Source organism: Nocardia sp. NPDC127579, from assembly GCF_042672005.1.
Lineage (GTDB): Bacteria > Actinomycetota > Actinomycetes > Mycobacteriales > Mycobacteriaceae > Nocardia.
On record NZ_JBHXVZ010000006.1, the window covers coordinates 1 to 24,583 of the forward strand.

Below are 24,583 nucleotides of genomic sequence, written 5' to 3' on the forward strand. Positions count from 1 at the left end.
GACCCCGCTGCGGCTATGCCCGGCGGGGTTCTCTTGCCTCTGATGGTCGGCATCTTCAACGCCTGGTTGATCGGCATTTTCAGCGTCGCCTAACACCTTGCAGCCTCGCCCGGCGTCGATCTGGCGAGCAGCTGTCGTGGAGCGAGGCTGACGGCACCTGCCAGGCCGGGTGCGGGTCGGATTCCATGCCTGGGACCCACACTCCGGTCGCGATACCGGCTTCACGGTGCTCTGATTCCGGGCTCCGATGGTGGCGGCGGTGTTGATAGGAGGTGGTAGCGGCGGTGGGGTGGTGGCGGTGTTGATGGGTGGCGGGGGCGCTGGGTGGCGGTGTTGATGGGTGGCGGGGCGCTGGGTGGCGGTGTTGATGGGTGGCGGGGCGCTGGGTGGCGGTGTTGATGGGTGGCGGGGCGCTGGGTGGCGGTGTTGATGGGTAGTGGGCGCTGGGTGGCGGCGGTGTTGATGGGTAGCGGTAGCGGCGATGGGGGCGGCGGTGTTGATGGTGGCGGCAGCGCCGATCGGTGGCAGCAGCAACGCTGGGCGACAGCGGGTCGGGGCGCGGCCGGGATGGGGTGGTCGGTGGTCGCAGATCGGCCAGAATATCCAACGTCGACACTGGTTCGACCGTGCGAGGTTCTTCGGTCCGGGCGCGGGGGCTTGCACGAGGGGTGGGGTGCGCGCGACGGTGGTGCGATGGAGGAACTGCCGGAGGATCTCGAGGCACTGGTGGCGGAGTACGCCCGGCATCTGCGGCTGGGGCGGAACCGGTCGGCGCATACCGTGCGCGCCTATCTCGGGGACGCGCGGTCGCTGCTGGCGCACCTGTGCGCGCGAGCGGCGGATTCGGCAGTGCGCGAAGTCGATCTGGCGCTGCTGCGGTCCTGGCTGGCCGAACAGTCGGCGCGTGGTGCGGCACGCACCACGCTGGCGCGGCGGGCTTCCTCGGCGCGCACGTTCACCGCGTGGTTGACGCAGAACGGACATCTCGACGTGGATCCGGGCCTGCGGCTGGGTGCACCGAAAGCGCAACGCACTTTGCCCGCGGTGCTGGGCAAGCAGCAGGCGGCGGAAGCGATGGCGGCGGCAGAATCGGGTGCGGCGCAACGGGACCCGGTGGCACTGCGCGACCGGTTGATCGTGGAGTTGTTGTACGCCACCGGCATTCGGGTGAGCGAGCTGTGCGGCCTCGATCTCGACGACGTCGATCGGGAACGCCGCCTGGTCCGGGTGCTCGGCAAGGGCAACCGCGAGCGGTCGGCCCCCTTCGGCGGGCCCGCCGATCGAGCCATCGAACTGTGGTTGCGGCATGGTCGGCCCGCGCTGGTGAATTCCGCGTCGGGGCGCGCGCTCCTGCTCGGCCGCCGCGGCCGCAGGCTCGACCAGCGTCAGGCCAGAGACGTTGTCCACGAGGTGGTTTCGGCGATCCCGGGAGCCCCGGACCTGGGCCCGCACGGTCTGCGGCACAGTGCGGCCACCCATCTGCTCGAGGGTGGCGCCGATCTGCGTGTGGTGCAGGAACTCCTGGGGCACGCCAGCATGGCCACCACGCAGCTCTACACCCACGTTTCGATCGAGCGCCTGAAGTCCGTGCACGATCAGGCCCATCCGCGCGCCTGAGCGAAAGCCGCCGTGTTCGTCCCGAAACCCCTATTCTGAAACCAGTTCCAGTTTCGGGAGGCTTCGTGAACGATGCACGCGCCGTGCACACCGTGCTCGGTAAACCGGTCGAGATGCCGGTCCGGATCCGGCAGGCGCGCGCCTTCATGGCGTCCTACACCGTCGCCGCCGGCCCCGCGCAGCGGGCCATCGACTATTCGGGGCTGCAAGTCATCCGGGTGCCGGGTGACCGGGCCCTGTGCACGCTCGTGTTCGTGCAGTACGTCGATGGTGATCTCGGCCCGTACCACGAATTCGGGATCTCGTTCATGGTCCGCCACCACACCGCCGAATCCGTCGGCGGGCTGGCGGATATCCGTGCCCTGGCGGCGGGCGCGGCCGGTGTGTTCATCCACCGCCTGCCGGTCGACGGGGAGTTCACCTTGGCCGCGGGCCGCGAGATCTGGGGGTTTCCCAAGGAGATCGCCGATTTCCGGATGGACTACGAGGGCACGGCCCGGCGCGGCGCCGTGCATCACAACGGGGAACTGGTCGTCGACCTCACTGTCCGTCCTGGTTTCGCGACCCCGGCTCGCCGCGGCGCGAGCACCTCATTCGACGCCTACTCCCATATCGACGGTGTCACCCGCTGCACTCAGTGGGAGATGATGCCGGGCGGTATGCATGCTCGACCGGGCGGCGCGGATCTCGTCTTGGGCGAGCATCCATGGGCACGCGAACTCGCCACCCTCGGATTGCCCAAGCGCGCGTCGATGTCCTCGACGATCGCCCGGCTGCGGATGACCTTCCAGGACGCCACCCCGGTGTGATCCTCCGGTGCGCGACTTCTCGGCGTTAGGGTGATAACCCCGGCCGATTGGAGAGGTGAGGTGGAATCCGAATCACCGACGCGCGCGGAGGAGGTGCGGCTCGACTACCGTTTCGACCTCGCCAACGAACGCACCTTCCTGGCCTGGATGCGCACCTCCCTCGGCCTGCTGGCCGGCGGCGTCGCGGTGCACACGCTGGTGCAGCCGTTCCGGACGGCGGGCTTACGGCGCGCACTCGCGCTGAGCTGCATCGTGCTCGCGGTGATCGTGGCGGTCGGCGCGTACGGCCACTGGCGTCGGGTCGGTACCGCCATGCGGCGCGGAGATATGCTGCCCCGCACCGTCATGGTGCCGATCCTGTCCGCGGGCATCGCCGTCATCTCGGTGCTCGCCGCCGTCGCGGTCCTGCTGAAATGAGCGGCCGCGATCCCGGTCTCGCGGCCGAACGCACGGCGTTGGCCTGGCGCCGCACCGCGGTCTCGGCCATGGTCTGCGCCGCGCTGTTCCTCAACCACGCTGTCGGAAGTGCCTGGCGTCCAGCCGAATTCGCACCCCTCGCGGCCGCCGCCACCTTGACGGCCGTAGCGGTGCTCTGCTACTCCCGCAATCACGCACTGCGCGAAGGAAAACCCGGCCACGCCGGAGCCGCCATCGCTGTCACCACGGTCGCCGTGATCGCGGTGACCGCCGTCGCGGCAATTCTCGGCGCAACCATGCCGCACCCGTGATACCGATCCATACGCGCGCACCCGGATGTGATCAGCGTGAACGTCGGTGGGCAGGTGTGGGCTCGATTCGCGATCGGCGTGACGCCTGTCCGGGCAGCGCACTTCTGGTCGGAATCGGTGCGACCACCTGTCCGGGCGGGTGGGTTCTGGTCGGGTGTGACTATCGGGTTGGGGGTGGGTTCCGGTCGGGGTGGACGTGTCCACCGGGCTGGTTGCGTGGTTGCGGATCTGAATCGGTGTGTCCGCTGGGGCGGTTGCGTGGTTGCGTGGTTGCGGATCCGGACCGGTGTGTCCGCTGGGGTGGTCGCGTGGCTGTGGATCCGGACCGGCGTGTCCACCGGGGCGGGCAGGCGTAGTACCGGATTCGTCGACGCCGGTGCAAGATCGCTGAGCCGGGCTGCGCCGCAGTCGAATACGTGAGTCGACAAAGTCGAACCGGCTGGGTTTTGCCGGACGGTAGTCGGATAATTTCGGCTATTCTGACGCTGCCGGTCAGGCGCAAGCGGTTCGTAGGATGACGTGGCACAGATCGATCGAATGACCGAGCGATTCGGCTCGGCGCTGCGGCTCGGCGGGGGCGATATCTCCGCCGCGTGCCAGGCGTGCGTGCAAGTACTGCCCGTGCGGGGCGCCGCGATCCTCATCGGTGAACGGCATCTCGGCTTGTGGCCGTGGTCGGTCACCGGTGACAACGCCGCCCGCATCGAAGGGCTGCAGGCGGTCGCGGGCGCGGGTCCCGCCGTATACGCCCACGCCACCGGCATCCCGGTACCGCTGCCGGATGTCACCACCCCCTGCCCGCGCTGGCCCGAGTTCGCCGCGGCTGTGACCCGGGAGTCGATCACGGGGGCTATGGTGTCGATACCGCTGCGGCTGGGCATGGCCCGGCTCGGCACCCTCGACCTGTTCGATCCGGATCCTGGGATGCCGGCCCCGTCGACCATCGCGGCGGCCCGCCGCATCGCAGCACTCGTCACCGCCGAGCTGGTTTCGGCCCAGTCCGCGCGGGCGCCGGGTTGGCTCACACCGCCACCGGCCAGCGTCTCGATCCACCAGGCCGCGGGCATGGTGATCGCGCATCTGAACGTCGGCGCAGCCGACGCCTACGCGCGGTTGCGCGCCCTGGCGGCCCGTCAGGGCCTGACGCTGTCCGAAGTCGCCGAGCGGATAATCGCCCGCCGACTGCCGATCGCCGCCGCGCTCGATGCTCGACCGCCGAATCCACACGGCGACTGAGGGTTTCATTCGGGCCCCGCCAGTCCATACCATGATGTGTTGGGCACGATGCGGCACAGGATCTCCGTGGCGGATGCCGAGGGTTCGCCGGTACAGGGGTGGTTCGGATGTCTGACAGCGAGCTGCTGGTCACGGCGCTGGCCGAGCTCGCGCGTCTGATGGCCGCCGACGACACCACCGGACTGCTCCGGCACGTGATCGTCAGCGCCGCCGAACTTCTGGAATCGACCGGTGCCGGAGTGTTGCGGGTCTCGGACGGACCGGAGGACGGACAGCCGGGGGCGATCACCGCATCCCCGGTGCGGCTGGAAGCCTTGGAGCGCAGCCAGTTCGACGCGGCTCGCGGCCCCGCATTGGAAGCCATGCGGCACGGCGATTCGGTCGCCGTCACCGAGATCGGCAAATATCTGGACGTGTGGCCGGAATACGCGACCGCCGCCGCACAGCACGCCGTGTTCTCGGTGGCCAGCTTCCCGCTGCGCCATTGCGAGGTCAGTATCGGCGCGCTGTCGATCTATTCGACCGAACGCCGGGACTGGGCGCTGCCCGATCTGTCGGTCGGTGAACTGCTCGCGCAAATGACCGCCGGACACCTGGTCACCGTGGAGCGCCTGCGCGAACAGCAGCTCCTCGCCGATCAACTCCAGCATGCCCTCGACGCGCGTGTCGTCATCGAACAGGCCAAGGGCGTGATCGCCAATGCCCGCAATATCGCGCCGGATGCCGCCTACAAACTCATCCGGGCGCACGCGCGGCGCAATCGGATCAGCGTGGCTGCGGTCGCTACCGGCATCGTCGAGTTGCGGTTGCGGATCTGATCGCGCAAATGCGCTCGCACGGCCCTCCGGCGGTCGGTAATCTGGCGAATGGCGGATTTCGTCACCCCTGCCCCCGGGGCGAAATCGCCGCACCGACGTGAGCATCCCTGCCCCCTGATGGTCGGTTCCCACACCACCACGCAGCCATGGGGGCATCATGGTCTCGCACGTCATCTCCACCTGCCGCCAGCACGGCGCTGTGCAACCGGTCGGCACCGATTCTCTCGCCCAGTTGTTGCGCCGCACCGGCGCCGGCGACCGTGACGCGTACGCACAGCTCTATCACCGCACCCGCAATCTCGTCTTCCATCGCGTGCTGGCCATCGTGCGCGATCCCGGATACGCGGAGGAAACCTGTCATGAGGTCTACCTACAGGTTTGGCGCAGCGCGGCCAGTTATGACGAGCGGCGCGGTTCCGCGACCACCTGGTTGTGGACGCTGGCGCACCGTCAGGCGGTGGACCGGGTCCGCCGCGAACGTGCCGCCGTCGCCCACGATCAGGCCTGGGCCGTAGGGGATTACGGGCCACCCGTCGACACCGTCGCCGAGGAGGTGCTGCGCCGCCAGGAGTACCGCAATGTCCGCCGCGGCCTGGTCGCTCTCACACCCCTGCAACGCGAATCGGTGATCCTCGCCTACTACTACGGCCTGACCTACCCCCAGGTCGCCGCCGAACTCGGCATCGGCCTGGCCACCGTCAAATCCCGGATCCGGGCCGGGCTGGCCCAACTCGAATCCGCTCTGGCCAACGCCGCCTGAATCGCACAACCGTGCTATTCCAAGCGGATCGGGCAGTTCGGAATTCGGTCCAGCCAGGCATCTTGCCAGTCGGCCAGCGGCCGATCCAGTGGTAGCGCCACGAAGCGGCAGGCGAACAGCATGCCGTGGTCCGCGCCGGTTCCACCGACCCGATGCGTCCAGGTATCAGGAATGTCGATCCCGGCATCGAGATGGAAGAAGGTGGTTCGCCGTGGACGTCCGGACTGTGGGTGCGGTCGGTCGTCCACCCCGATTCGACCGATCACGGTGACATCGAGCAGCCCGGTCTCCTCCGCTACTTCTCGGAGCACCGCCCGTTCGAGGTCTTCGTCCGGGTACACGCCACCCGCGGGTATCTGGGTGCCTGCCTCGGGAATACCGACATGATCGAAAACCAGGAGTTCCGGCACGACGCGTCGCCTGATCACATAGGCGGCCACCCTGATTCGAGGTTGCTCCACTACGACATCGTGCCTGACCCGGCCGGGGATCCGTTGCCGGTCAAGGCTTCGCGGAACCCCTGTGCAGATCCCCACCGCACCGACCCGGTAGTGCACCGATCCGGCACGGCGCCCTCGGTTGAGCCAACGCCGACCGTCAGCGCGGTCGGTCGGGCCGGTGGCGATTGAACTGGGCGGCCGCCTACCGCGGTGGACTGTCGAAACCGGCTGTGAGCTCAGTTGGTCGAGAGGGTCGCGATGTATCGCGCCGCGACGAAGCGCTGGATGATCCGGACAACCGGCCCGCCGAGGCGGGTATACCAGGTGGCGGGGCGGGAGTAGGCGAGAACGATCCCATGGACACTGTCGTCGGCGGCATCGTATTCCACCGCGAACAGTTCTTCGCCGGATACGGGATGACCGGGCAGTGTCCCGTACGCGAACCCGCGCCGGTCCGGTTCGTCCAGCACGTACACCACTCGGCAGGGGGCGATGACCCCGATCGGGCCCACGCCCAGCCGCACCGTCAGTGTGCTGCCGGGTTCGGCCGCCGCCGCGCTCGCCTCCCGAAAGATCCCGGTGCCCTTCTGCATTCGGTAGGTCAGGATTTCCGCCCCGGCCCGCTCGAACAACTCCCGGCCCTGTCCGATCCGCTGCCGCAACCGGAACCGATGAAAGCCCTCCGTCGACTCACCACGCGTCGCCCCGATCTCGGCATAGGTAAACCCGTCACCATCCATAACGCGATCATGCCCCGCCGAGGGTGGTGAGCACAGCAACGATGATCCAGACCACGGTCTGAGGGTGTCTCGGCCCCCGCCGAGCGGCTCGGCCCTTGAATATCGACTGCTTCGAGCTGTTGATGTCGACTCCCTAGCCGTCGACATCAACCGGCCGATCTGTGCGCTATCAGTTGTCGGCGGATGGGCGAAATCCGCGGCGGTGCAAGCAACTCCACGTAGCCGCTCCGCTTCATCCGCTGGGATCGCGTGGCACCGACCGAAACCCATGGGCCGGAAATGCCGCGCGGGATTCGGGTGAATTCGGTGCGCCCGGGCTGGATTTCGGAGACGCTCGAGGCGCTGGGGCGCGACGGTGCGGCGGGCACCCCAGCGGACAAAGTGGTCGACGCCTACCTCGGACTGATCGACGGGGCGGCCAACGGGCAAGTGATCCGGCCCTGACGCCCAACTGCTCCGGACCGTCATGCCGCCGATCCGGGCACCACCGGCTTCAATCGCAAGGGTGAAATACGCAGTAGCGCAAGCGGATCCACGTATTCCGGACCATTCCTCGAACTACCATTCCGTCGTGCGCCCCAATGCAGGCAGGCAGTGGCCACACAGCCTTCGTGGCCGGGGCGCAGCGTGCCCAACACCGTGCCGCGGGTGATGCGCATTCCTTCGCGCACTGTCGTGTCGACCGGCTCGTAGGTGGTGCGCAAGCCGCCGCGGTGATCGATCGACACCACCGGTTTACCCGCCACCTCACCCGCGAACGCCACGATCCCGTCACCCGCCGCCAGCACGTCCTGCCCCGGGGAGCCCGCCAGGTCGACGCCCCGATGGCCCGGCAACCAGTTGTGCGCGGGCCTGTCGAATCGGCGTTCGACGGTCGGCCGCGGTCGCAGCGGCCACCCGAACTCGCCGGTCGGTGCGGCCTCGGCCGACGGTGGTACCGCTACGGTTGCCGCCAGCGCGCACAAAACCATGCCGACGTGCCGAAACCGCCTTGCCGCGAACGGACGAATAGCGCACAGGCCCATTCGCGGCCGACCTCCCGGTGCTGGCTGTGCGTGACCGTGAGACCGCGCAGTCTTCATGCCGGTCGTATCGGAAGCCATACTTGCGGAACAGGTTTCACCTGCGAACCGCCCGGAGTGAGCGGTCCCCGCCCACCGCTCACTCGGGATGCGAGACAGGTTCAGCGCGGTTCCCACGCCAGGGTGACCAGGATGGTGACCGGTCCGGAAGAGCAGGGCTCGGTGCACTCGGCCGGGTCGGGAGTTGCCAGGCGCAGGACCGGCGGGGGAGACGCCCGCTTCTTCGGCTTGGGCTTCGGTTTCGGGGTGGTCGTTTCGGCCGGGTCGGTTTCGGGTGCCGGGGCCGGCTCGGGTGCCGGGATATCGAGGGGTTTGCGCTCGGTGTGGGCGAGGGTGTCGACCAGTTCGGCGGTGACGGGAATCAGCTCGGCCAGGGTCGGGCCGAATTGGGTGATCAGGTGTTCGAGTTCGGTGGCGGAGCGGCCGAGTGCCGCGGCGAGACGGGGAACCAGTTCGGTGGTGAGCGGGACGAGCTGGGCCAGCGGCGGGCCGAATTCGGCGATGAGGCGGTTGACCTCGGCGGCGGGAATGCCGAGGGCCGCGGCGATATGCGGCACCAGTTCGGTGGCGAGCGGGACCAGCTGGGCCAGGGGCGGCCCGAGCTGGGCGATGAGGCTTTCGACCTCGGGTGTGGCGATGCGCCGCGGTGTGCTGCACACCGAGCCGGTGCACGACGCCTCGGCGCGAGCCGGTTGTGCGGTGACGACGGCCGCGGCGAAGGCGAGTGGAAGGAGCATGGTCGTGGCGATCGAGGTTCGGTTCATGCCGTCGAGAGTCGTCCTCGCGACCGGCGTGCCGTAAGCCCGTTCCCGGCGAGTGTGGACAACTTCCCCCGGTGTGGAGATTCACTATTTCTCCTGGTCAGAGGATCGGGTCCCGGGCGATTTAGAACCGCGGGCACCCACGCCGTAGACTGATCGAGCGGTCTGTGCCTGGCATGGACCGACTTCGCGCGCCATCCGTGCTGGAAAACAGTGAATTCCTCGGCTGGTCCCGAGCCTGCGTAAGGCCTGGGTCCGAGGGTTCGGAGGCGCCAGGGCCGTGGATCACCGATTCGCGGCGTCAACCGGCAACGAAAGAGAGTACGAGAGCAATGGCTGTCGTAACTATGAAGCAGCTGCTCGACAGCGGCGCGCACTTCGGGCACCAGACCCGTCGCTGGAACCCGAAGATGAAGCGGTTCATCTTCACCGACCGCAACGGCATCTACATCATCGACCTGCAGCAGACGCTGACCTACATCGACAAGGCCTACGAGTTCGTCAAGGAGACCGTCGCCCACGGTGGCACCGTTCTCTTCGTCGGCACCAAGAAGCAGGCCCAGGAGTCGATCGCGGCCGAGGCCACTCGGGTCGGTATGCCGTATGTCAACCAGCGCTGGCTGGGTGGCATGCTCACCAACTTCTCCACCGTGCACAAGCGCCTGCAGCGCCTCAAGGAGCTCGAGGCCATGGAGCAGACCGGTGGCTTCGAGGGTCGCACCAAGAAGGAAATCCTCATGCTCACGCGTGAGATGAACAAGCTGGAGCGCACTCTCGGCGGTATCCGCGACATGGCCAAGGTGCCCTCGGCCATCTGGGTCGTCGACACCAACAAGGAGCACATCGCCGTCGGCGAGGCGCGCAAGCTGAACATCCCGGTCATCGCGATCCTGGACACCAACTGCGACCCCGACCTGGTCGACTACCCGATCCCGGGTAACGACGACGCGATCCGTTCCGCCGCCCTGCTGACCAAGGTCGTCGCCTCCGCGGTGGCCGAGGGCGTGCAGGCCCGCGCGGGCGCGTCCGCTTCCGACGACAAGCCGGAGGCCGGCGCGGGCGAACCCCTCGCCGAGTGGGAGCAGGAGCTGCTCGCGCAGGCCGCCCCCGCCGCCGAGGCGGCCCCGGCCGAGGCTCCCGCCGAGACCCAGGCCTGAGTCCTCGTCACCAGCTGTTTCAGCGGTGGTCACGTCGATGTGTCAACGTGACCACCGCTGCCCAGTAACCAAAACTTTCAAGGAGGCTCGCCCGAGATGGCGAACTACACCGCTGCCGATGTGAAGCGGCTCCGCGAGCTGACCGGCTCCGGAATGATGGACTGCAAGAAGGCGCTCGAGGAGAACAACGGCGACTTCGACAAGGCTGTCGAGTTCCTGCGCATCAAGGGCGCCAAGGATGTCGGCAAGCGCGCCGAGCGCGCCACCGCCGAGGGCCTGGTCGCCGCGCAGGACGGCGTCCTGATCGAGATCAACTCCGAGACCGACTTCGTCGCCAAGAACGCGGAGTTCCAGGAGCTGGCCAACAGCATCGTGGCCGCGGCCGCGAAGGCCCGCCCGGCCGACCTGGATGCGCTCAAGGCCGTCGACCTGGGCGGCAAGACCGCCGACCAGGCCGTGCAGGAACTGGCCGCCAAGATCGGTGAGAAGCTGGAACTGCGTCGCGTCGCGTCCTTCGAAGGCCCGGTCGCGGTCTACCTGCACAAGCGTGCCACCGACCTGCCGCCCGCCGTCGGCGTGCTGGTCGAGTACAAGGGTGAGGGCGAGGCCGCCGAGGCCGCCGCGCGCGCCGCCGGTATGCAGGTCGCGGCCCTCAAGGCCAAGTACCTGACCCGCGAGGACGTGCCCGCCGACCTCGTCGCCAAGGAGCGCGAGATCGCCGAGGCCACGGCCAAGGAAGAGGGCAAGCCGGAGGCCGCCCTGCCGAAGATCGTCGAAGGCCGCGTCAACGGCTTCTACAAGGACGTCGTCCTGCTCGAGCAGCCCTCGGTCACCGACTCCAAGAAGACCGTCAAGGCCCTGCTGGACGAGGCCGGCGTCACCCTGACCCGCTTCGCCCGCTTCGAGGTCGGCCAGGCCTGATCCGCCTGAACAGCTGAAAGGCCCCTCGCGCACCGCGTGTGCGCGAGGGGTTTTTGCTGCGAATCCCCGCCTAGCCGGGGGCATCTGCCGCGTCGGATTGCCGATGAGGCAGGATAGGAACGCTGTGTTGCGCACTCGCGCAGGATTATCGAACGCCATCGCCGAAGGAGACGAGCACCGATGACCGACCCGGGGACCGACCGCCCAGGATATCGCCGGGTGCTTCTCAAATTGGGAGGCGAGATGTTCGGCGGCGGCAAGGTCGGGCTGGATCCGGATGTGGTGCAGACGGTGGCCGAGCAGATCGCCGAGGTGGTCTCCGACGGTATCCAGGTGGCCGTGGTCATCGGCGGCGGCAATTTCTTCCGCGGCGCCGAGCTGGAGGAGCGCGGCATGGACCGCGCCCGCTCGGACTACATGGGCATGCTCGGCACCGTGATGAACAGCCTTGCGCTGCAAGACTTCCTGCAGAAGCAGGGCATCGATACGCGTGTGCAGACCGCCATCACCATGGGCCAGGTCGCCGAACCGTATCTGCCGCTGCGCGCCAAGCGGCACCTGGAGAAGGGCCGTGTGGTCATCTTCGGCGCGGGCATGGGCATGCCCTACTTCTCCACCGACACCACCGCCGCTCAGCGCGCGCTCGAGATCGACGCCGACGTGGTGCTGATGGCCAAGGCGGTGGACGGTGTGTTCGACGCCGACCCGCGAGTGGACGAGAACGCCAAGCTGTTCACCGAGATCTCGCATCGGGAAGTGATCGAACAGGGTCTGAAGGTCGCCGACGCCACCGCCTTCAGTCTCTGTATGGACAACCAGATGCCCATGTTGGTGTTCAATCTTTTGACGAAGGGCAATATCGCCCGCGCGGTCGCCGGTGAGAAGATCGGCACATTGGTTCGGACCGACCCCGACACTCAGTAATTCGGGGATCAGGACGATGACGACGCTGTGGAGCCGGTGTCAAGGAAGGACATGGTCGTGATTGAAGAAGCGCTCTTCGACGCCGAGGAGAAGATGGAGAAAGCCGTCTCGGTGGCGAAGGACGATCTCGGGACCATCCGGACCGGCCGGGCCAATCCCGGCATGTTCTCCCGAATCGTCATCGAATACTACGGCTCGATGACCCCCATCACCCAGGTCTCCAGCATTACGGTGCCCGAGCCGCGCATGGTGGTGATCAAGCCCTACGAGCAGTCCACGCTGGGCGCGATCGAGACCGCGATCCGCAATTCCGATCTGGGCGTCAACCCGACCAACAACGGTGACATCATTCGGATCTCGGTGCCGCAGCTCACCGAGGAGCGCCGCCGCGAACTGGTCAAGCAGGCCAAGAGCAAGGGCGAGGACGCCAAGGTCTCGATTCGCAATGTGCGCCGCAAGGCCATGGACGAACTGGGCCGCATCCAGAAGGATGGCGAGGCGGGCGAGGACGAGGTCGGGCGGGCCGAGAAGGACCTGGACAAGACCACCGCGAAGTACGTGAGCCAGATCGACGAACTGGTCAAGCACAAGGAATCGGAACTGCTCGAGGTCTGAGCGCCTCGGGCGGCGGCTCTTTGGTGGGGGAACGAACGGAACTGGACGAGTTGAGCGACGGGACAATCGTGGCCGAGAAAGCCGCCGCGACCGGTGCGGCCGAGGAGCCGAAACCGGCCAACGGCACCCCTGAAGCGTTGCCGGAGCATCCCGGCATCGCGCCGCCGCCCGCCGCCGCGGCGGCCACACCCGCCGCGGCCCCCAAATCGCGGGCGGGCCGCAACCTACCCGCCGCGCTGGCGGTCGGTCTCGGTTTAGGTCTGTCGCTGATCGCGATTCTGCTGTTCGTCCCGAAGGTGTTCATCGCGGTGGCGGGCGCCGGTGTCGGCGTTGCGACCTGGGAGGTCGCCAAGCGGCTGCGTGAGGCCGATGTGCTGGTGCCGCGCATTCCGTTGATCGTGGGCGGGCAGGCGGTGTTCTGGTTCGGCTGGCCGTTCGGCGCCAGCGGCGTCGCCGGCGCGTTCGCCGGGACCACCCTGATCTGCATGGTGTGGCGGCTGTTCGATCACGGCTTGCGTCAGGCACCGCGAAACTTCCTGCGGGACACCGCGATCACGGTGTTCACGCTGGCCTGGATTCCGCTGCTGGCATCGTTCGCCACCTTGCTGCTGCTGGAACCCGACGGCAATCTGAAGGTGCTGACCTTCATGATTCTGGTGGTCTGCTCCGATGTCGGCGGCTATGTCGCGGGTGTGCTGTTCGGCAAGCATCCGATGGTGCCGTCGATCAGCCCGAAGAAGTCCTGGGAGGGTTTCTGCGGTTCGCTGGTATTCGCGGTGATCGGCGGTCTGCTGACGGTAACCCTGCTGCTGGAAGCCAATTCGATGATCGGCGTACTGCTGGGTGTCGGCCTGGTGGTGGTCGCGACCATCGGCGATCTGATCGAATCGCAGGTCAAACGTGAGCTCGGGATCAAGGACATGGGCACGCTGTTGCCCGGGCACGGCGGCATCATGGACCGGCTCGATTCCATGTTGCCGTCGGCCTTCGTCTCCTGGCTGGTGCTCAGCACCCTGATCTAGCGCGTCAGTGCACGGCGCGGTCGGTACCGTGCCAGTACTTGTCGCGGAGTTCGCGCTTGAGCACTTTGCCCGCCCCGGAGACCGGGAGGGCGTCGGTGAGTTCGATGGTGCGCGGTGCCTTGTAGCCCGCGATCAGGGTTTTCGTGTGCTCACGGATTTCCTCGACGGTGACCGTCGCGCCGGGGACACAGACGATGACGGCGTGCACGCGCTCGCCCCAGTCGGCATCGGGGACGCCGATGACGGCGCAGGCCGCGACGTGCGGATGCGCGGCGACCGCGTTCTCGACCTCGGTGGAGTACACGTTCTCCCCGCCGGTCACGATCATGTCCTTGAGCCGGTCCACCACGAAGACGAAGCCTTCGTCGTCCATGTAGCCGCCGTCGCCGGTGTGCATCCAGCCGCCGCGCAATGCGGCCGCGGTCTCCTCGGGTTTGTTCCAGTATCCGAGCATGACGTGGTCGCCGCGCACCTGAATTTCGCCGACGGTGCCGCGCGGCACCTCGTTGTCGTCCAGGTCGGCGATGCGCACCTCGGAGTGCGGGGCGGCCCGTCCGGCCGAGCGCATGCGGGCGCCGGTGTGTTCGTCGGGACCGAGCAGCGTGGCGACGGGCGCCACTTCGGTCATGCCGTAGGCCTGGGTGAGACGTGCGTTCGGGAACGCCTTCATCACCCGGTCCAGGACGGCCTGCGATACCGGTGACGCGCCGTAGAGGATGCGGGCGACGCTCGACAGATCGTGCTCGCCGACCTCGGGGTGGTCGACCAGCATCTGCAACATGACCGGCACGAGCAGAGTGTCGGTGACCCGATGCTCGGCCATCGCCCGCATGGTCGCGACCGGCTCGAACATCGGGATCGTGATGTGGGTGCCGCCGAGGAATACGATCGTCGTCCATCCGGCGAGGTCGGCGAGATGGAACATCGGCGCGGCATGCAGGTATCGGCCGCCGGGCGCGAACAGGTAGCCGGTCGAGATGGAGCCCAGCGCCGAGGCGAAGAGATTGTCGTGGCTGAGCATGACGCCCTTGGGGAAGCCGGTGGTGCCGCCGGTGTAGAAGACGCCCGCGAGTTCGCTGCCGCCGCGGCGGGCATCCGGGATCGGCGCGGTGTCGGCGATCAGCTGCTCGTAGGACAGAGTGCCCTCGGGGGTCGGTCCGTCACCGCAGTGGATGACCGCGGTGAGGCCGTCGTAGGACTGGCGGATCGCGGGCAGCATCGGTGCGAACGCGTCGTCCACGAACAGCACCTTGGTTCCGGAATCCCGGAAACTGTAGGTGATCTCGGCCGGGCTCCAGCGGATGTTGACCGGGTTCAGGACCGCGTCGGCCCACGGCACCGCGAGCAGGTATTCGCTGTAGCGGTCGGAATTGAGGCCGAGCATGGCGACTCGGTCGCCGGTGCCGACGCCGAGTTCGCGCAGCGCTCCGGCCAGCCGGGCGACGCGCTCGGCTGCCGTTCCGAAGGTGCGGGAGCGGTCGCCGCAGATCGTCATGATTCCGTCGGGGTTCTGCTGGACCGCGCGGTGCAGGCCTCGGGTGAGGTACATGGATATTCCTCCGAACCTTCGATGTGAATCGGCCGTAGCGTAACACCGGTCACACTCCTGCCAAGGTGCTTTCATCCATGCGCTGGTATTGCGTCAGCTGGCCCGGTTCGATCTACTAAGTGAATTCTTCGTAGGTTCGATTCATAGGATTTCGCATGGGGACTCTGGCCGGCAAGGTCGCGCTCGTTTCCGGCTCCGGCCGAGGTATCGGGCGTGAGATCGCACTCAAACTGGCTGCCGAGGGGGCGCGGGTGGTGGTCAACGATCTCGACGCCGAACCCGCTGAGGAAACCCGCACCGCGATCGAAGCAGCCGGCGGGCACGCGCTCACGTGCCTCGGCAGCGTCACCGACGACGAGTTCGCCGAACGGTTCGTGCGGACGGCCGTCGACGGCTTCGGGGGCCTGGACATCGTCGTCAACAATGCCGGATACACCTGGGACTCGGTGATCCAGAAGATGACCGACGAACAGTGGGATGCCATCCTCGACGTGCACCTCAAGGCGCCGTTCCGGATTCTGCGGGCCGCGCAACCGGTGATCGCCGACGCCGTCAAGCGCGCCAGAGCCGCGGGGGAGCCGGTTCCGTGCCGGAAGGTCGTCAACATCTCCTCCATGGCGGGCACGGGCGGCAATGCGGGACAGGCGAATTACTCCGCCGCCAAAGCCGGACTGCTCGGCCTGACCAAGACGCTGGCCAAGGAGTGGGGGCGCTACAACGTCACCGTCAACGCGGTCGCTTTCGGCATGATCAAGACCAGGCTCACCGAGGCCCCCGCGGGCAGCGGCGGCACCATCGACGTGCAGGGCAAAGAGATCAAAGTCGGCGTGAATCCCCAGCTGATGGCCGCCATGGAACAGATGATCCCGCTCGGCCGCTCGGGCACCCCCGCCGAGGCCGCGGGCGCGGTGTATCTGCTGTGCACGCCCGAATCGAACTACATCTCCGGGCAGACCGTGGTCTGCGGCGGCGGTTTCACCATCTGAGGACGCTGTCGTGGAGATCGGACAATGAGCGGGCCGGCGGTGGCCCGCCCGGCCCGGGGCACCCGGCCCGCGAACCGGCGCGAACTCATCGTGGCCGCGGCGAGCGAACTGTTCTATCGCAAGGGCTACGCCAATGTCGCGATGGGCGAGGTCGCCGAGGCCGTGGCCATCGGGCCGTCGGCGCTGTACCGGCATTTCCGGGGTAAACACGGCCTGCTCGCCACGGTGGTGGCGGGCGCGCTGCAAACCCTCGACGATGCGCTGGCCGTGGCCCGCCCCGACCAGGTGGCGGCGACCCTGGCGACGACAGTCCTCGGGCATCGCCAGGTCGGGGTGCTGTGGCGGCGCGAATCCCGGCATCTGGTCGACGCCGAGCGGGCCGCGTTTCGGGTGCAGGCACGCCGGATCGGAGGGCGGACAGCCGAACTCGTCGGTACCGCGCGTCCCGAGCTGGCCGCCCAGCAGCGAGACGTCCTGGCCTGGTCGGCGCTGTCGGTCGCCAATAGTGTGTCGTTCCACAGTCTTTCGCTGCCCGAGCCCGAATTCTCGGCGCTGCTCACCGATCTCGTCGGCCGAGTGCTCGACGCCACGCCGACCGCGCTCGGCGCGAGTGACGAGCCGGCCCGGCGCGCGCCGCTGGCCGCACGCTCGCGCCGCGAGGCGATACTCGTAGAAGCCACGAAACTCTTTGCCCGGCAGGGCTTCACGGGCGTCAGCGTGGAAGATATCGGAGCCGGCGCGGGCATCGCCGGTCCCAGCGTCTACAACCACTTCGCCGGGAAGGCCGATATTCTCGCCGCGGCCATCGTCCGCGGCGGCGAATGGTTGCGCATGGACCTGAACCGCGCCCTGGCCCGCGCCGCCGATCCCCAGGACGCGCTACGCCGAATCCTGCACAGCTACTGCGCTTTCGGATTCGAGAACCCGCATCTGGTGCAGACCCTGGTGTCGGAGACCCGGCATCTGCCCACCGCTGAACAGGACCGCGCCCGGGCCGCGCAGCGCGCCTACATCGCGGAGTGGGTGTATCTGCTGCGCAAGGTGCATCCGGAGTGGGAGCCGGTGGCTGCCCGGGTCCGAGTCCAGGCCGTTCAGGTCATGGTCAACGACACCGCCCGCACCCCGCACCTGCGGGCACAGGCGGGCATGGATGTGGCGGCGGCCACGATCGGGGCGCACGTGCTCGGTCTCTGAATCGGCGATATGGGAGACTGGAGCACATTATGGCCGCCGTCCCCCTTGTTTTCGATGCCCCGCGCCGGGGTATGCCGCCCAAACACCTCGCCGATCTGGACGCGGACGGGCGCAAGGAAGCGGTCGCCGAGCTGGGTCTGCCCAAGTTCCGGGCCGATCAGATCGCCCGCCAGTACTACGGGCGATTGCAGGCCGACCCCGAGCAGATGACCGACCTGCCCGCGCCGGTCCGCGAAAAAATCGGCGCGGCTCTGTTCCCGCCGCTGCTCAGCGTGGTGAAACACATCACCTGCGATGCGGGCGAGACCCGCAAGACGCTCTGGAAAGCCGGTGACGGCACCCTGCTCGAGAGCGTGCTCATGCGCTACACCGACCGGAACACCCTGTGCATCTCCAGCCAGGCGGGCTGCGGCATGGCCTGCCCGTTCTGCGCGACCGGCCAAGCCGGTCTCACCCGCAACCTCTCCACCGCCGAGATCGTCGACCAGGTGCGTGCGGCGGCTGCCGCCCTGCGCGACGGTGACGTCGCCGGCGGGCCGGGACGGTTGTCCAACATCGTGTTCATGGGTATGGGTGAACCGCTGGCCAACTACAAGCGCGTGGTCGCCGCCGTACGCCGCATCACCTCACCCGCGCCGGACGGTTTCGGAATCTCCCAGCGCAACGTCGTCGTCTCCACCGTCGGCCTGGCCCCCGCCATCCGCAAACTCGCTGACGAAGATCTTTCGGTCACCCTCGCGGTCTCCCTGCACACTCCGGACGACGAGCTCCGCGACACTCTGGTCCCGGTCAACAACCGCTGGCCCGTCGCCGAAGTCCTCGACGCCGCACGCTATTACGCCGACAAATCCGGCCGCCGCGTCTCGATCGAATACGCGCTGATCCGCGACGTCAACGACCAGCCCTGGCGCGCGGACATGCTCGGCAAGAAGCTGCACAAGGCTCTGGGTTCGCGCGTGCACGTCAACGTCATCCCTTTGAACCCCACACCGGGTAGCAAATGGGACGCGGCCCCGAAACCTGTTGAACGCGAGTTCGTTCGGCGCGTCAACGAGCAGGGCGTCCCGTGCACCGTCCGCGACACCCGCGGGCAGGAGATCGCCGCTGCCTGCGGCCAGCTTGCTGCCGAAGGCTGAATCGCAGCGAAGACCGGGTGGTTGTTCGGTTCGGGCTGCGCTCGGCATCGTCATGGTGATCAATCAGGTGTAGTTCACCCATAGACCGGGGTGATGACCGGCCTCACCATGTCGGCTCGACCGGGCGACGGTGATGGCGCACCAGACAGTCGAGAACTTCTATGCCCCGCTGGTGGTGCCCGTGGGTGCGGATCGCGGTGAACCGTTCGAGATCGCGGGAGCGGTCGTAATGCTGTCCGATCCATTGGCGCTGGCGGATTCGGTCGCCAATTGGGCTGCTGCGGGCGTGGATCCGCCGCCGCTGTCCACCGTTATCCTTGAGTCCGACGACCAGTTCGATGCTCTGGTGGCGAGCTCGTTCCTGGCCGGGATGGGGGTGCTCGTCGATCCACTGTTCGATCGGCGGGGAAAGCTCGTCTCCGCTTGTGTCATCGAGAATTTCGCGGTCCTGGTCGCGACCGTCGAGTAGCTCGGCCGCGCGGATAGTCGGTCGCTTGGAAGCGGTGGGCCTGCTGGGTTGTTCACCAGCGAGTGACCAGTCAGGGAACGAACGCACATTGCCACCGGAGCAGCTGGACCAACTCGCGGCGATGCGTAGGCAGGATCACGCGGTGACCAAACTCAGTCGAGACTTTCCCGACTTGCTTCTTTGATCCAGCGGCCGTTGATGGTGGGCATCCATCCAGACCGTCCGTTGCGCGTCTTCTCCCAACGCACCGCGTAGACGTCTTTGCGGCAGCGAAACAGATCGGTGTAGAAGCGGACCTCGTCCTCGGGACTGGAACGCATGTCAACCGGCGTATTGGCACTGGTCTGGTCGGGATCGACGGCACCGGATTGCTCCGGAGTCAGACGCAGCAAGTTCCGCAGGCGGACGTTTTCGGCACGGAGGGTGTCGAGTTCGCCGGGATATCGCTCCACGGGGCCAGTCTGCCCGATCGGGTTTCCACCATCTGCGCGGGCAGCGGCACGGATGGGTTGGTTCCGCGAGCACCGGCCGAAGCGCTTTCGTTTTATTCGAAAGCAGGGCATGATGGTTGTCATGGAGGTGCAATGACCGAGACGCTGAATGAGCGCACGCTGCTGCCTGAGCACTTGGACCAGCTTGCCGAGGTGCGGAGGTTCTTGGACGCTGCGCTCACGTCGACCGGCGCGACTGTGCTGAGGTCGGCCGACGGTGAGGTGGTGACATTGCCTGCTGAGGTGTTCGAGGGGCTGCGTTTGGTCGCGCTGGCGCTCTCCGAAGGCAAGGCGGTCACGGTCGCGCCGTTGCACACCACGTTGACCACGCAGGAGGCTGCCGAGTTGCTCGGGATGAGCCGGCCCACGTTGGTGAAGTTGTTGGATGCGGGGGAGATTCCCTTCACACGGCCCGGACGACATCGGCGCGTGCGTTTGACCGACGTACTGGCGTTTCGGGAGTACCGGCGCGCCGAACGCGCTGCGGGATTGTCCGAGTTGACGCGGATCTCCGAGGATCTGGGGCTTTATGACGCCGAGCCGCCCGAGCCGTTGCGGCGGCACGACTGATGCAACGGGTGTTCCTGGATACCTGCGTCTTATACCCGGCCCATCTGCGCGACACCGTTCTCCGTCTGGCCGAGGCGGACCTGGTCCAACCGTTGTGGTCGGCTGATGTGCTGGCGGAGCTGCGGCGGAATCTCTGTCTGCGGCATACGGGCGACGAATCGGCGGCGAAGATCGATCGGCTGATCAGCACGTTGAACGGCTTCTTTGCCGATGCCCTGGTCGAGGGATATGAGAAGCTGGTCGACAGGATGGAGAACCATCCCAAGGATCGTCATGTGCTCGCGGCGGCATTGCATGGCAACGCCGATGTGCTCCTGACGTTCAACCTCAAGGATTTCGCAGTCAGGCCCATCGGCGAGGGTTTCCCGGAATTGTGTCACCCGGACCCTTTTCTACTGGACGTGTTGGATCTGGCTCCCGGCCAGGTGCTCAGACTTCTGTACAAACAGGTCGCCGAACACAAGCGGCCGCCAAAGCGAATTCAGGGGCTCCTTGACGTACTGGACCGATCCGGGGTGCCCGGCTTCGCCGCCGAGGTACGCAGGCGTCTCGACTGAATTGCGGTGTGCCACCGGCCGCCGGAGTCGCCGCCGCATGTTAGGCAAGCTCACGACCGAAGCCCAGCAGGAGATCGAAGATATTTTCGAGAGCCTGGGTTGCGTTTGCCTCACGCCTCGCAAAAGAGGTCATTGAGTATTGTCGCAGGTCGCGGCATTTGTAAAACGGGGGCATGGGTGAACCGCTGGCCAACTACAAGCGCGTGGTCGCCGCCGTACGCCGCATCACCTCACCCGCGCCGGACGGTTTCGGAATCTCCCAGCGCAACGTCGTCGTCTCCACCGTCGGCCTGGCCCCCGCCATCCGCAAACTCGCCGACGAAGATCTTTCGGTCACCCTCGCGGTCTCCCTGCACACTCCGGACGATGAGCTGCGAGATACCTTGGTGCCGGTCAACAATCGCTGGTCGGTCGCCGAAGTTCTCGATGCCGCAAAGTATTACGCCGATAAGTCCGGCCGCCGGGTCTCCATCGAGTACGCGTTGATCCGTGACGTCAACGATCAGCCCTGGCGTGCGGACATGCTGGGCAAGAAGCTGCACAAGGCCCTGGGTTCGCGCGTGCATGTCAACGTGATTCCGCTGAACCCCACCCCGGGCAGCAAATGGGATGCCGCCCCCAAGTCGGTCGAACGCGAGTTCGTCCGGCGCGTGAACGAGCAGGGCGTGCCCTGCACCGTCCGCGACACCCGCGGCCAGGAGATCGCCGCCGCCTGCGGGCAACTCGCCGCCGAAGGATAGGTTGCTCTAGCTGGTCTCTTCCTCCTCGTCGAGATCGGTGTAATCCGTGATCGGTGAATCGAATACTTCAACAATCCAGCCGTTACTGCCGATCCCGCCGGTCGAGAAGCCGTCCTCGTCGCGCTCGGCATTTTGAATCCAGACCGTCACCGGGTGTATGCGGACGCGTTTGTCAGCGTCGTGTGCAGCCATGGCCAGTTGGACGCCGTCACGCAACTTTCGTTCTATCAGCTCGTGCTTCTCATTCAGTTCCCCGATGATCCAGCTGGTCCATACCATTTCAGGGGTTAGACCATCCGGGTAGCTCCAGCGGCCCGGTCTGGGATCGTCGTAGCCGACATCCGGGGTATCGGTCCGTCCGTCCAAGTCCCAATACTTCCCTCCTCGCCATCTTGTTTCGATGGCGTTCTCCAGGCGCACTGGCAATTCCACCTCGCCCGGGTTCGGGCCGCGCATGAATTCGTACAGGTCGGCAGTGTCCTGGGGGCTCCGCAGTCGATCGACGTAGTCTGGCACCGAGTAGATGGGGCCACGCCAGCTCCATTCGCCGTAAGATGGTGTGGCGCATTTCGATTCGAGATATCTCCGGATTGACCGGGCGACCGCTTCCGGGAACATGTCGAGATCGGGGTGCATCGGCTCTTCCCGCGTCTGCATGTCCTCATCGGGGTGAGCTTGCGTTTGGAGATAGTGATTCAGGCTGTTCAGCAGATCCGGAACCAGCCCCAAGTGGTCGCCCCCAACTGTGGTGACCAACTCCAGGTTCGGGGCCGGGATGCCTGCCGTACTGTCGATGGAAAGTGCGAAGATCTGAGTCCGCGCTGAGGTCGGATATGCAATGAAGTAGAGCATGATCGAGTTGCTCCTTGTGGTGCCGAGTAGAGCCGATTGCGCAGCCAGCGCCCCGGTGAGTGGAGTGGTTGATCGGATCCGATGCGGCATGGTGTCCGGCTCGGCATGGATTCAGAGTTTGTCCATCTCGGCATCGTGTCCGAGGTGGCGTGCCGACGACAATAGCAGGGACCTGCACCCTGGTCGAGGCCTTCGAGAATCCTCAGAAACGAACGGTGTTCGAGTTCGGTTGGGAATGCAACGCGCGCAGTTTCGTGGTGTACCCGGATACGAACGAGTCGGCAATCGACGCAGCGGTTGACGAGTGGTTGCTGGCGCGACGCTGCGAGCCGCAGGCTTTGCTATCCGGGCGCTCGATTGCATTGGCGAGCTGTGCGTTTCCTGTCGCGGGGCTAAACGGCTGATCGAGCTGCTTCATTGGATGGACTACTCACGGCTTTGAAGTTCCCGTCGCCAGGCGGCGAATCGGCGGCGCATGGCAGTGGTGACGTCCGGTGGTATGTCGCACGGTAACGACGTCGGGCATTATGGCGAGTTTCGCCTACACCGCACCCGAGCGCTTCCTCGGTCCGGCAGCCGATCAGTGCGCCGATGTCTATTCGCTGGGCTGCTCGCTGTATGAATTACTCACCGGCAGTACGCTATTCAACTATTCCGAACAGTCCACGGTGCACGCAGGCGCGGCCAGACCTCCCGCCTGGCTCGACAAGGTAATCGCTCGGGCTCTCGCCAAGGGGTTCGGACGACCGCTTCACCAGTTGTGGTGAACGTGCGGCTCGGGTATCGGAAGTGGCTCGCGCACAGCATGATTCGACCATTTCGGTTCGACGATCGCGGGTCGGCGCTACTCGCCTACCGTAGGGCGCTCCCCATTTCACGGTTTGGTCGCGAGGCTCAGCGGCGGATGGCGGCGATGGAGCCGCTGTGCGGAGCGTGGTCGCCGAGGTCGCGGCCCAGGGGTGCGACCATGTCGGTCCAGCGGCGGAACTCGGTGTTCCAGCCGAGGCTGTCGAGCCAGGGTTCGGGGTCGAAGGGTGGTTCGGGGGCGGGTGGGGTCGCGGTGCCGGAGACCAGGTTTCGGAGTTCGCGGTAGGGGGCGGAGGTGTGGTCGACGTCGAATCGGGAGACGTCGAAACAGCTGCCGGGGGCCGACAGCTCGGTGAGGGTGCGGATCACCTGCTGGGCCCAGTCCTGGGCGGGTGAGCCGAGGGTGCCTTCATCGATCCAGCAGGTGGGTGTGTCCGGCTGGAAGCCGTTGTCCAGTAGGTTCTTTCGCCAGTCTGCGCGGAGATCGGCGATGACCACGCGGCGGTCGCAGATCGGTCGGGCGGCGGCGAGGACCGGCTCTTTGAAGGCGAACAGTTCGGGTAGGTCGATTTCGAACAGGCGCAGGTCGGCGGGCAGGCGCATGCGGTAGGCGCGGGTGTCCAAACCCGCGCCGAGCAGGACGAATTGGCGGATACCGGCGTCTGCTGCGGCCTGTATCCGGTCGTCGACCAGGCGGACTGCCACGGTGCGGCCGGGATAGAACTGGTCGGCCAGGCGGTGCAGGCCGGTCCAGTGATCGTCGTCGAAACCGGCTCGGGCGGCGGTCGCGAAGACCTGGGCCGGGGGATCGTCGTAGAGCCGATCGGCCCGGGCGGATTCCCGCGCGCGGATGAGCGCGACCCCGAGGGCGGTCACCGCCACGCCCGTGACCGGGACATTCGATGCTGCTTCGGCCATACTTCACCCCTGAATCTCTAGATAGCTTGCCGACCGGCTAGCTAATTGCGAACAGCTCAGACGCTAAGGTTTTCCTTGCCGGTCGTCAAGCAATCGAGAGGATTCGATGGAGGAGCGCACAGACAGGCGGCGCAGCGACACGCGGGAGCGGATCCGGTCGGTCGCGATGGAACTGTTCGCCGAGCGGGGATACGAGAAGACCTCGCTGCGCGAGATCGCGGAGCGCTTGGATATCACCAAAGCCGCGCTGTACTACCACTTCCGGACCAAGGAAGACATCGTGTCGAGCCTGTCGGAGGACCTGCGCCGCGGCATCGACGACATCGTGGAATGGGCCGAAACGGCGCCGCCGGGAGCCGAACGCGCGAACGAGATCGTGCTGCGGTACGGAACGCTGCTGCACAGCGCGGGCCGGGACATGATCCGTTTCTGGGCGGAGAACCAGCCCGCGTTCCGCGATCTCGGTTTCGGCACCAGCCTGCGCTACCAGTTCCGCGTCCTGGCCGACCTGATGGTCGCCCCGAATCCCAGCCCCCTGGCCGTATTCCACGCTCGGCAAGCACTTCTGGCGATCAGCTGGAGCCTGTCCATGATGGGCGACCTGGACATCGACGACGAGGACTCCTACCGGGCGGCCGTCCACCTCGCCACCGACATCGCCGCCCGCTGTGGCTGAGACCGAGT

Annotated in this window: 30 protein-coding genes and 1 pseudogene; 22 read left to right on the forward strand and 9 right to left on the reverse strand. The window is 66.8% G+C overall.

The annotated features are described in order from the left end of the window. Positions 1-693 precede the first annotated feature (693 nt). The 7 genes from ACFVMC_RS20555 to ACFVMC_RS20585 all read left to right on the forward strand — a co-directional run bounded on the left by ACFVMC_RS20555 (position 694) and on the right by ACFVMC_RS20585 (position 5,968). Positions 694-1,617 carry a tyrosine recombinase XerC gene (locus ACFVMC_RS20555; RefSeq protein ID WP_379212464.1) on the forward strand — a complete coding sequence of 308 codons (924 nt, stop codon included), beginning with the start codon at positions 694-696 and terminating at the stop codon, positions 1,615-1,617. A 113-nt stretch (positions 1,618-1,730) separates the two neighbouring features. Further along, positions 1,731-2,426: an acetoacetate decarboxylase family protein gene (locus ACFVMC_RS20560; protein WP_379213223.1), complete on the forward strand. Its 696-nt coding sequence runs from the start codon at positions 1,731-1,733 to the stop codon at positions 2,424-2,426. A 60-nt stretch (positions 2,427-2,486) separates the two neighbouring features. Then, positions 2,487-2,843 (forward strand): YidH family protein, encoded by a 357-nt coding sequence (locus ACFVMC_RS20565; protein WP_379212466.1) that lies wholly within the window; start codon positions 2,487-2,489, stop codon positions 2,841-2,843. After that, a complete protein-coding gene (locus ACFVMC_RS20570) occupies positions 2,840-3,154 on the forward strand; it encodes a DUF202 domain-containing protein (RefSeq protein WP_379212467.1) in 315 nt (104 codons plus the stop codon). The genes ACFVMC_RS20565 and ACFVMC_RS20570 overlap by 4 nt, the downstream gene beginning before the upstream one ends. A gap of 519 nt (positions 3,155-3,673) precedes the next feature. Next, positions 3,674-4,390 carry an ANTAR domain-containing protein gene (locus ACFVMC_RS20575; protein WP_379212469.1) on the forward strand — a complete coding sequence of 239 codons (717 nt, stop codon included), beginning with the start codon at positions 3,674-3,676 and terminating at the stop codon, positions 4,388-4,390. Between the two features lie 107 nt (positions 4,391-4,497). Beyond that, positions 4,498-5,208, forward strand: a complete 711-nt coding sequence (locus ACFVMC_RS20580) for an ANTAR domain-containing protein (protein ID WP_379212471.1) — start codon at positions 4,498-4,500, stop codon at positions 5,206-5,208. A gap of 157 nt (positions 5,209-5,365) precedes the next feature. Further along, positions 5,366-5,968 carry a sigma-70 family RNA polymerase sigma factor gene (locus tag ACFVMC_RS20585; RefSeq protein ID WP_379212473.1) on the forward strand — a complete coding sequence of 201 codons (603 nt, stop codon included), beginning with the start codon at positions 5,366-5,368 and terminating at the stop codon, positions 5,966-5,968. A 14-nt stretch (positions 5,969-5,982) separates the two neighbouring features. Here the strand turns inward: ACFVMC_RS20585 and ACFVMC_RS20590 are convergent, their stop codons facing one another. Together ACFVMC_RS20590 and ACFVMC_RS20595 are read right to left on the reverse strand one after the other, a co-directional pair. Next, a complete protein-coding gene (locus ACFVMC_RS20590) occupies positions 5,983-6,429 on the reverse strand; it encodes an NUDIX domain-containing protein (RefSeq protein ID WP_379212475.1) in 447 nt (148 codons plus the stop codon). A 215-nt stretch (positions 6,430-6,644) separates the two neighbouring features. Beyond that, a complete protein-coding gene (locus ACFVMC_RS20595; protein ID WP_379212477.1) occupies positions 6,645-7,148 on the reverse strand; it encodes a DUF1990 family protein in 504 nt (167 codons plus the stop codon). Positions 7,149-7,397: 249 nt separating this feature from the next. On the opposite strand from ACFVMC_RS20595, the gene ACFVMC_RS20600 reads away from it, so the two are divergent. Further along, entirely contained in the window at positions 7,398-7,592 is a 195-nt protein-coding gene (locus tag ACFVMC_RS20600; protein ID WP_379212479.1) for a hypothetical protein, read from the forward strand. Between the two features lie 20 nt (positions 7,593-7,612). Here the strand turns inward: ACFVMC_RS20600 and ACFVMC_RS20605 are convergent, their stop codons facing one another. Next, positions 7,613-8,119 carry a M23 family metallopeptidase gene (locus ACFVMC_RS20605; RefSeq protein WP_379212481.1) on the reverse strand — a complete coding sequence of 169 codons (507 nt, stop codon included), beginning with the start codon at positions 8,117-8,119 and terminating at the stop codon, positions 7,613-7,615. Between the two features lie 212 nt (positions 8,120-8,331). Beyond that, entirely contained in the window at positions 8,332-8,994 is a 663-nt protein-coding gene (locus tag ACFVMC_RS20610; RefSeq protein WP_379212482.1) for a hypothetical protein, read from the reverse strand. A 329-nt stretch (positions 8,995-9,323) separates the two neighbouring features. On the opposite strand from ACFVMC_RS20610, the gene rpsB reads away from it, so the two are divergent. The 5 genes from rpsB to ACFVMC_RS20635 all read left to right on the forward strand — a co-directional run bounded on the left by rpsB (position 9,324) and on the right by ACFVMC_RS20635 (position 13,630). Beyond that, a complete protein-coding gene (gene rpsB, locus ACFVMC_RS20615; protein ID WP_379212484.1) occupies positions 9,324-10,148 on the forward strand; it encodes a 30S ribosomal protein S2 in 825 nt (274 codons plus the stop codon). Positions 10,149-10,244: 96 nt separating this feature from the next. Further along, a complete protein-coding gene (gene tsf, locus ACFVMC_RS20620; RefSeq protein ID WP_379212486.1) occupies positions 10,245-11,069 on the forward strand; it encodes a translation elongation factor Ts in 825 nt (274 codons plus the stop codon). 180 nt (positions 11,070-11,249) lie between these two features. Continuing rightward, positions 11,250-11,993 carry a UMP kinase gene (pyrH, locus tag ACFVMC_RS20625; protein WP_379212487.1) on the forward strand — a complete coding sequence of 248 codons (744 nt, stop codon included), beginning with the start codon at positions 11,250-11,252 and terminating at the stop codon, positions 11,991-11,993. A 57-nt stretch (positions 11,994-12,050) separates the two neighbouring features. Next, entirely contained in the window at positions 12,051-12,608 is a 558-nt protein-coding gene (gene frr, locus ACFVMC_RS20630) for a ribosome recycling factor (RefSeq protein ID WP_379213224.1), read from the forward strand. Between the two features lie 137 nt (positions 12,609-12,745). After that, complete coding sequence (locus ACFVMC_RS20635; protein ID WP_379213226.1) at positions 12,746-13,630, forward strand: phosphatidate cytidylyltransferase; 885 nt, start codon at positions 12,746-12,748, stop codon at positions 13,628-13,630. 4 nt (positions 13,631-13,634) lie between these two features. On the opposite strand, the gene ACFVMC_RS20640 is transcribed toward ACFVMC_RS20635, so the two are convergent. Beyond that, positions 13,635-15,179 carry a long-chain fatty acid--CoA ligase gene (locus ACFVMC_RS20640; RefSeq protein WP_379212488.1) on the reverse strand — a complete coding sequence of 515 codons (1,545 nt, stop codon included), beginning with the start codon at positions 15,177-15,179 and terminating at the stop codon, positions 13,635-13,637. Between the two features lie 155 nt (positions 15,180-15,334). On the opposite strand from ACFVMC_RS20640, the gene ACFVMC_RS20645 reads away from it, so the two are divergent. From ACFVMC_RS20645 to ACFVMC_RS20660, 4 genes are all read left to right on the forward strand, one after another. Further along, the gene (locus ACFVMC_RS20645) at positions 15,335-16,165 is read left to right on the forward strand and encodes an SDR family NAD(P)-dependent oxidoreductase (RefSeq protein ID WP_379212490.1); all 831 of its coding nucleotides are present in this window, start codon (positions 15,335-15,337) and stop codon (positions 16,163-16,165) included. 24 nt (positions 16,166-16,189) lie between these two features. Beyond that, positions 16,190-17,359, forward strand: coding sequence for a TetR/AcrR family transcriptional regulator (locus ACFVMC_RS20650; protein WP_379212492.1), 1,170 nt, complete (start codon positions 16,190-16,192; stop codon positions 17,357-17,359). Between the two features lie 29 nt (positions 17,360-17,388). Next, positions 17,389-18,495 carry a 23S rRNA (adenine(2503)-C(2))-methyltransferase RlmN gene (gene rlmN, locus ACFVMC_RS20655; protein ID WP_379212494.1) on the forward strand — a complete coding sequence of 369 codons (1,107 nt, stop codon included), beginning with the start codon at positions 17,389-17,391 and terminating at the stop codon, positions 18,493-18,495. 133 nt (positions 18,496-18,628) lie between these two features. Next, on the forward strand, positions 18,629-18,964 hold the full coding sequence (locus ACFVMC_RS20660; RefSeq protein WP_379212496.1) for a hypothetical protein: 336 nt from the start codon (positions 18,629-18,631) through the stop codon (positions 18,962-18,964). A 152-nt stretch (positions 18,965-19,116) separates the two neighbouring features. Here ACFVMC_RS20660 and ACFVMC_RS20665 read toward each other — a convergent pair whose 3' ends face one another. After that, positions 19,117-19,416 carry a hypothetical protein gene (locus tag ACFVMC_RS20665; RefSeq protein WP_379212498.1) on the reverse strand — a complete coding sequence of 100 codons (300 nt, stop codon included), beginning with the start codon at positions 19,414-19,416 and terminating at the stop codon, positions 19,117-19,119. A gap of 132 nt (positions 19,417-19,548) precedes the next feature. On the opposite strand from ACFVMC_RS20665, the gene ACFVMC_RS20670 reads away from it, so the two are divergent. From ACFVMC_RS20670 to ACFVMC_RS20680, 3 genes and pseudogenes are all read left to right on the forward strand, one after another. After that, complete coding sequence (locus ACFVMC_RS20670; protein ID WP_379212499.1) at positions 19,549-20,025, forward strand: excisionase family DNA-binding protein; 477 nt, start codon at positions 19,549-19,551, stop codon at positions 20,023-20,025. Beyond that, on the forward strand, positions 20,025-20,582 hold the full coding sequence (locus ACFVMC_RS20675) for a putative toxin-antitoxin system toxin component, PIN family (protein ID WP_379212501.1): 558 nt from the start codon (positions 20,025-20,027) through the stop codon (positions 20,580-20,582). The genes ACFVMC_RS20670 and ACFVMC_RS20675 overlap by 1 nt, the downstream gene beginning before the upstream one ends. A gap of 170 nt (positions 20,583-20,752) precedes the next feature. Further along, positions 20,753-21,322: pseudogene (locus ACFVMC_RS20680) on the forward strand (radical SAM protein); the annotation flags it as partial. Positions 21,323-21,328: 6 nt separating this feature from the next. On the opposite strand, the gene ACFVMC_RS20685 reads toward ACFVMC_RS20680, so the two are convergent. After that, on the reverse strand, positions 21,329-22,174 hold the full coding sequence (locus ACFVMC_RS20685) for a hypothetical protein (RefSeq protein WP_379212503.1): 846 nt from the start codon (positions 22,172-22,174) through the stop codon (positions 21,329-21,331). Between the two features lie 202 nt (positions 22,175-22,376). Beyond that, on the reverse strand, positions 22,377-22,592 hold the full coding sequence (locus tag ACFVMC_RS20690) for a hypothetical protein (protein WP_379212504.1): 216 nt from the start codon (positions 22,590-22,592) through the stop codon (positions 22,377-22,379). Between the two features lie 109 nt (positions 22,593-22,701). Here ACFVMC_RS20690 and ACFVMC_RS20695 point away from each other — a divergent pair, with 109 nt between their 5' ends. Beyond that, positions 22,702-22,941: a hypothetical protein gene (locus ACFVMC_RS20695; protein WP_379212506.1), complete on the forward strand. Its 240-nt coding sequence runs from the start codon at positions 22,702-22,704 to the stop codon at positions 22,939-22,941. A 127-nt stretch (positions 22,942-23,068) separates the two neighbouring features. Here the strand turns inward: ACFVMC_RS20695 and ACFVMC_RS20700 are convergent, their stop codons facing one another. Continuing rightward, complete coding sequence (locus tag ACFVMC_RS20700) at positions 23,069-23,899, reverse strand: SAM-dependent methyltransferase (RefSeq protein WP_379212508.1); 831 nt, start codon at positions 23,897-23,899, stop codon at positions 23,069-23,071. A gap of 106 nt (positions 23,900-24,005) precedes the next feature. Here ACFVMC_RS20700 and ACFVMC_RS20705 point away from each other — a divergent pair, with 106 nt between their 5' ends. Beyond that, the gene (locus tag ACFVMC_RS20705) at positions 24,006-24,575 is read left to right on the forward strand and encodes a TetR/AcrR family transcriptional regulator (protein ID WP_379212510.1); all 570 of its coding nucleotides are present in this window, start codon (positions 24,006-24,008) and stop codon (positions 24,573-24,575) included. Positions 24,576-24,583: the final 8 nt, after the last annotated feature.

Excerpts from the sequence above, each read along its gene's own strand:
- ACFVMC_RS20555 (WP_379212464.1), top strand. The coding sequence starts at position 694 with ATGGAGGAACTGCCGGAGGATCTCGAGGCACTGGTGGCGGAGTACGCC.
- ACFVMC_RS20560 (WP_379213223.1), top strand. The coding sequence starts at position 1,731 with ATGCCGGTCCGGATCCGGCAGGCGCGCGCCTTCATGGCGTCCTACACC.
- ACFVMC_RS20570 (WP_379212467.1), top strand. The coding sequence starts at position 2,840 with ATGAGCGGCCGCGATCCCGGTCTCGCGGCCGAACGCACGGCGTTGGCC.
- ACFVMC_RS20580 (WP_379212471.1), top strand. The coding sequence starts at position 4,498 with ATGTCTGACAGCGAGCTGCTGGTCACGGCGCTGGCCGAGCTCGCGCGT.
- ACFVMC_RS20585 (WP_379212473.1), top strand. The coding sequence starts at position 5,366 with ATGGTCTCGCACGTCATCTCCACCTGCCGCCAGCACGGCGCTGTGCAA.
- ACFVMC_RS20595 (WP_379212477.1), bottom strand. The coding sequence starts at position 7,148 with ATGGATGGTGACGGGTTTACCTATGCCGAGATCGGGGCGACGCGTGGT.
- ACFVMC_RS20605 (WP_379212481.1), bottom strand. The coding sequence starts at position 8,119 with ATGGTTTTGTGCGCGCTGGCGGCAACCGTAGCGGTACCACCGTCGGCC.
- ACFVMC_RS20610 (WP_379212482.1), bottom strand. The coding sequence starts at position 8,994 with ATGAACCGAACCTCGATCGCCACGACCATGCTCCTTCCACTCGCCTTC.
- rpsB (WP_379212484.1), top strand. The coding sequence starts at position 9,324 with ATGGCTGTCGTAACTATGAAGCAGCTGCTCGACAGCGGCGCGCACTTC.
- tsf (WP_379212486.1), top strand. The coding sequence starts at position 10,245 with ATGGCGAACTACACCGCTGCCGATGTGAAGCGGCTCCGCGAGCTGACC.
- pyrH (WP_379212487.1), top strand. The coding sequence starts at position 11,250 with ATGACCGACCCGGGGACCGACCGCCCAGGATATCGCCGGGTGCTTCTC.
- ACFVMC_RS20640 (WP_379212488.1), bottom strand. The coding sequence starts at position 15,179 with ATGTACCTCACCCGAGGCCTGCACCGCGCGGTCCAGCAGAACCCCGAC.
- ACFVMC_RS20645 (WP_379212490.1), top strand. The coding sequence starts at position 15,335 with ATGGGGACTCTGGCCGGCAAGGTCGCGCTCGTTTCCGGCTCCGGCCGA.
- ACFVMC_RS20650 (WP_379212492.1), top strand. The coding sequence starts at position 16,190 with ATGAGCGGGCCGGCGGTGGCCCGCCCGGCCCGGGGCACCCGGCCCGCG.
- rlmN (WP_379212494.1), top strand. The coding sequence starts at position 17,389 with ATGGCCGCCGTCCCCCTTGTTTTCGATGCCCCGCGCCGGGGTATGCCG.
- ACFVMC_RS20660 (WP_379212496.1), top strand. The coding sequence starts at position 18,629 with ATGGCGCACCAGACAGTCGAGAACTTCTATGCCCCGCTGGTGGTGCCC.
- ACFVMC_RS20670 (WP_379212499.1), top strand. The coding sequence starts at position 19,549 with ATGACCGAGACGCTGAATGAGCGCACGCTGCTGCCTGAGCACTTGGAC.
- ACFVMC_RS20675 (WP_379212501.1), top strand. The coding sequence starts at position 20,025 with ATGCAACGGGTGTTCCTGGATACCTGCGTCTTATACCCGGCCCATCTG.
- ACFVMC_RS20685 (WP_379212503.1), bottom strand. The coding sequence starts at position 22,174 with ATGCTCTACTTCATTGCATATCCGACCTCAGCGCGGACTCAGATCTTC.
- ACFVMC_RS20690 (WP_379212504.1), bottom strand. The coding sequence starts at position 22,592 with ATGAAGCAGCTCGATCAGCCGTTTAGCCCCGCGACAGGAAACGCACAG.
- ACFVMC_RS20695 (WP_379212506.1), top strand. The coding sequence starts at position 22,702 with ATGGCGAGTTTCGCCTACACCGCACCCGAGCGCTTCCTCGGTCCGGCA.
- ACFVMC_RS20700 (WP_379212508.1), bottom strand. The coding sequence starts at position 23,899 with ATGGCCGAAGCAGCATCGAATGTCCCGGTCACGGGCGTGGCGGTGACC.
- ACFVMC_RS20705 (WP_379212510.1), top strand. The coding sequence starts at position 24,006 with ATGGAGGAGCGCACAGACAGGCGGCGCAGCGACACGCGGGAGCGGATC.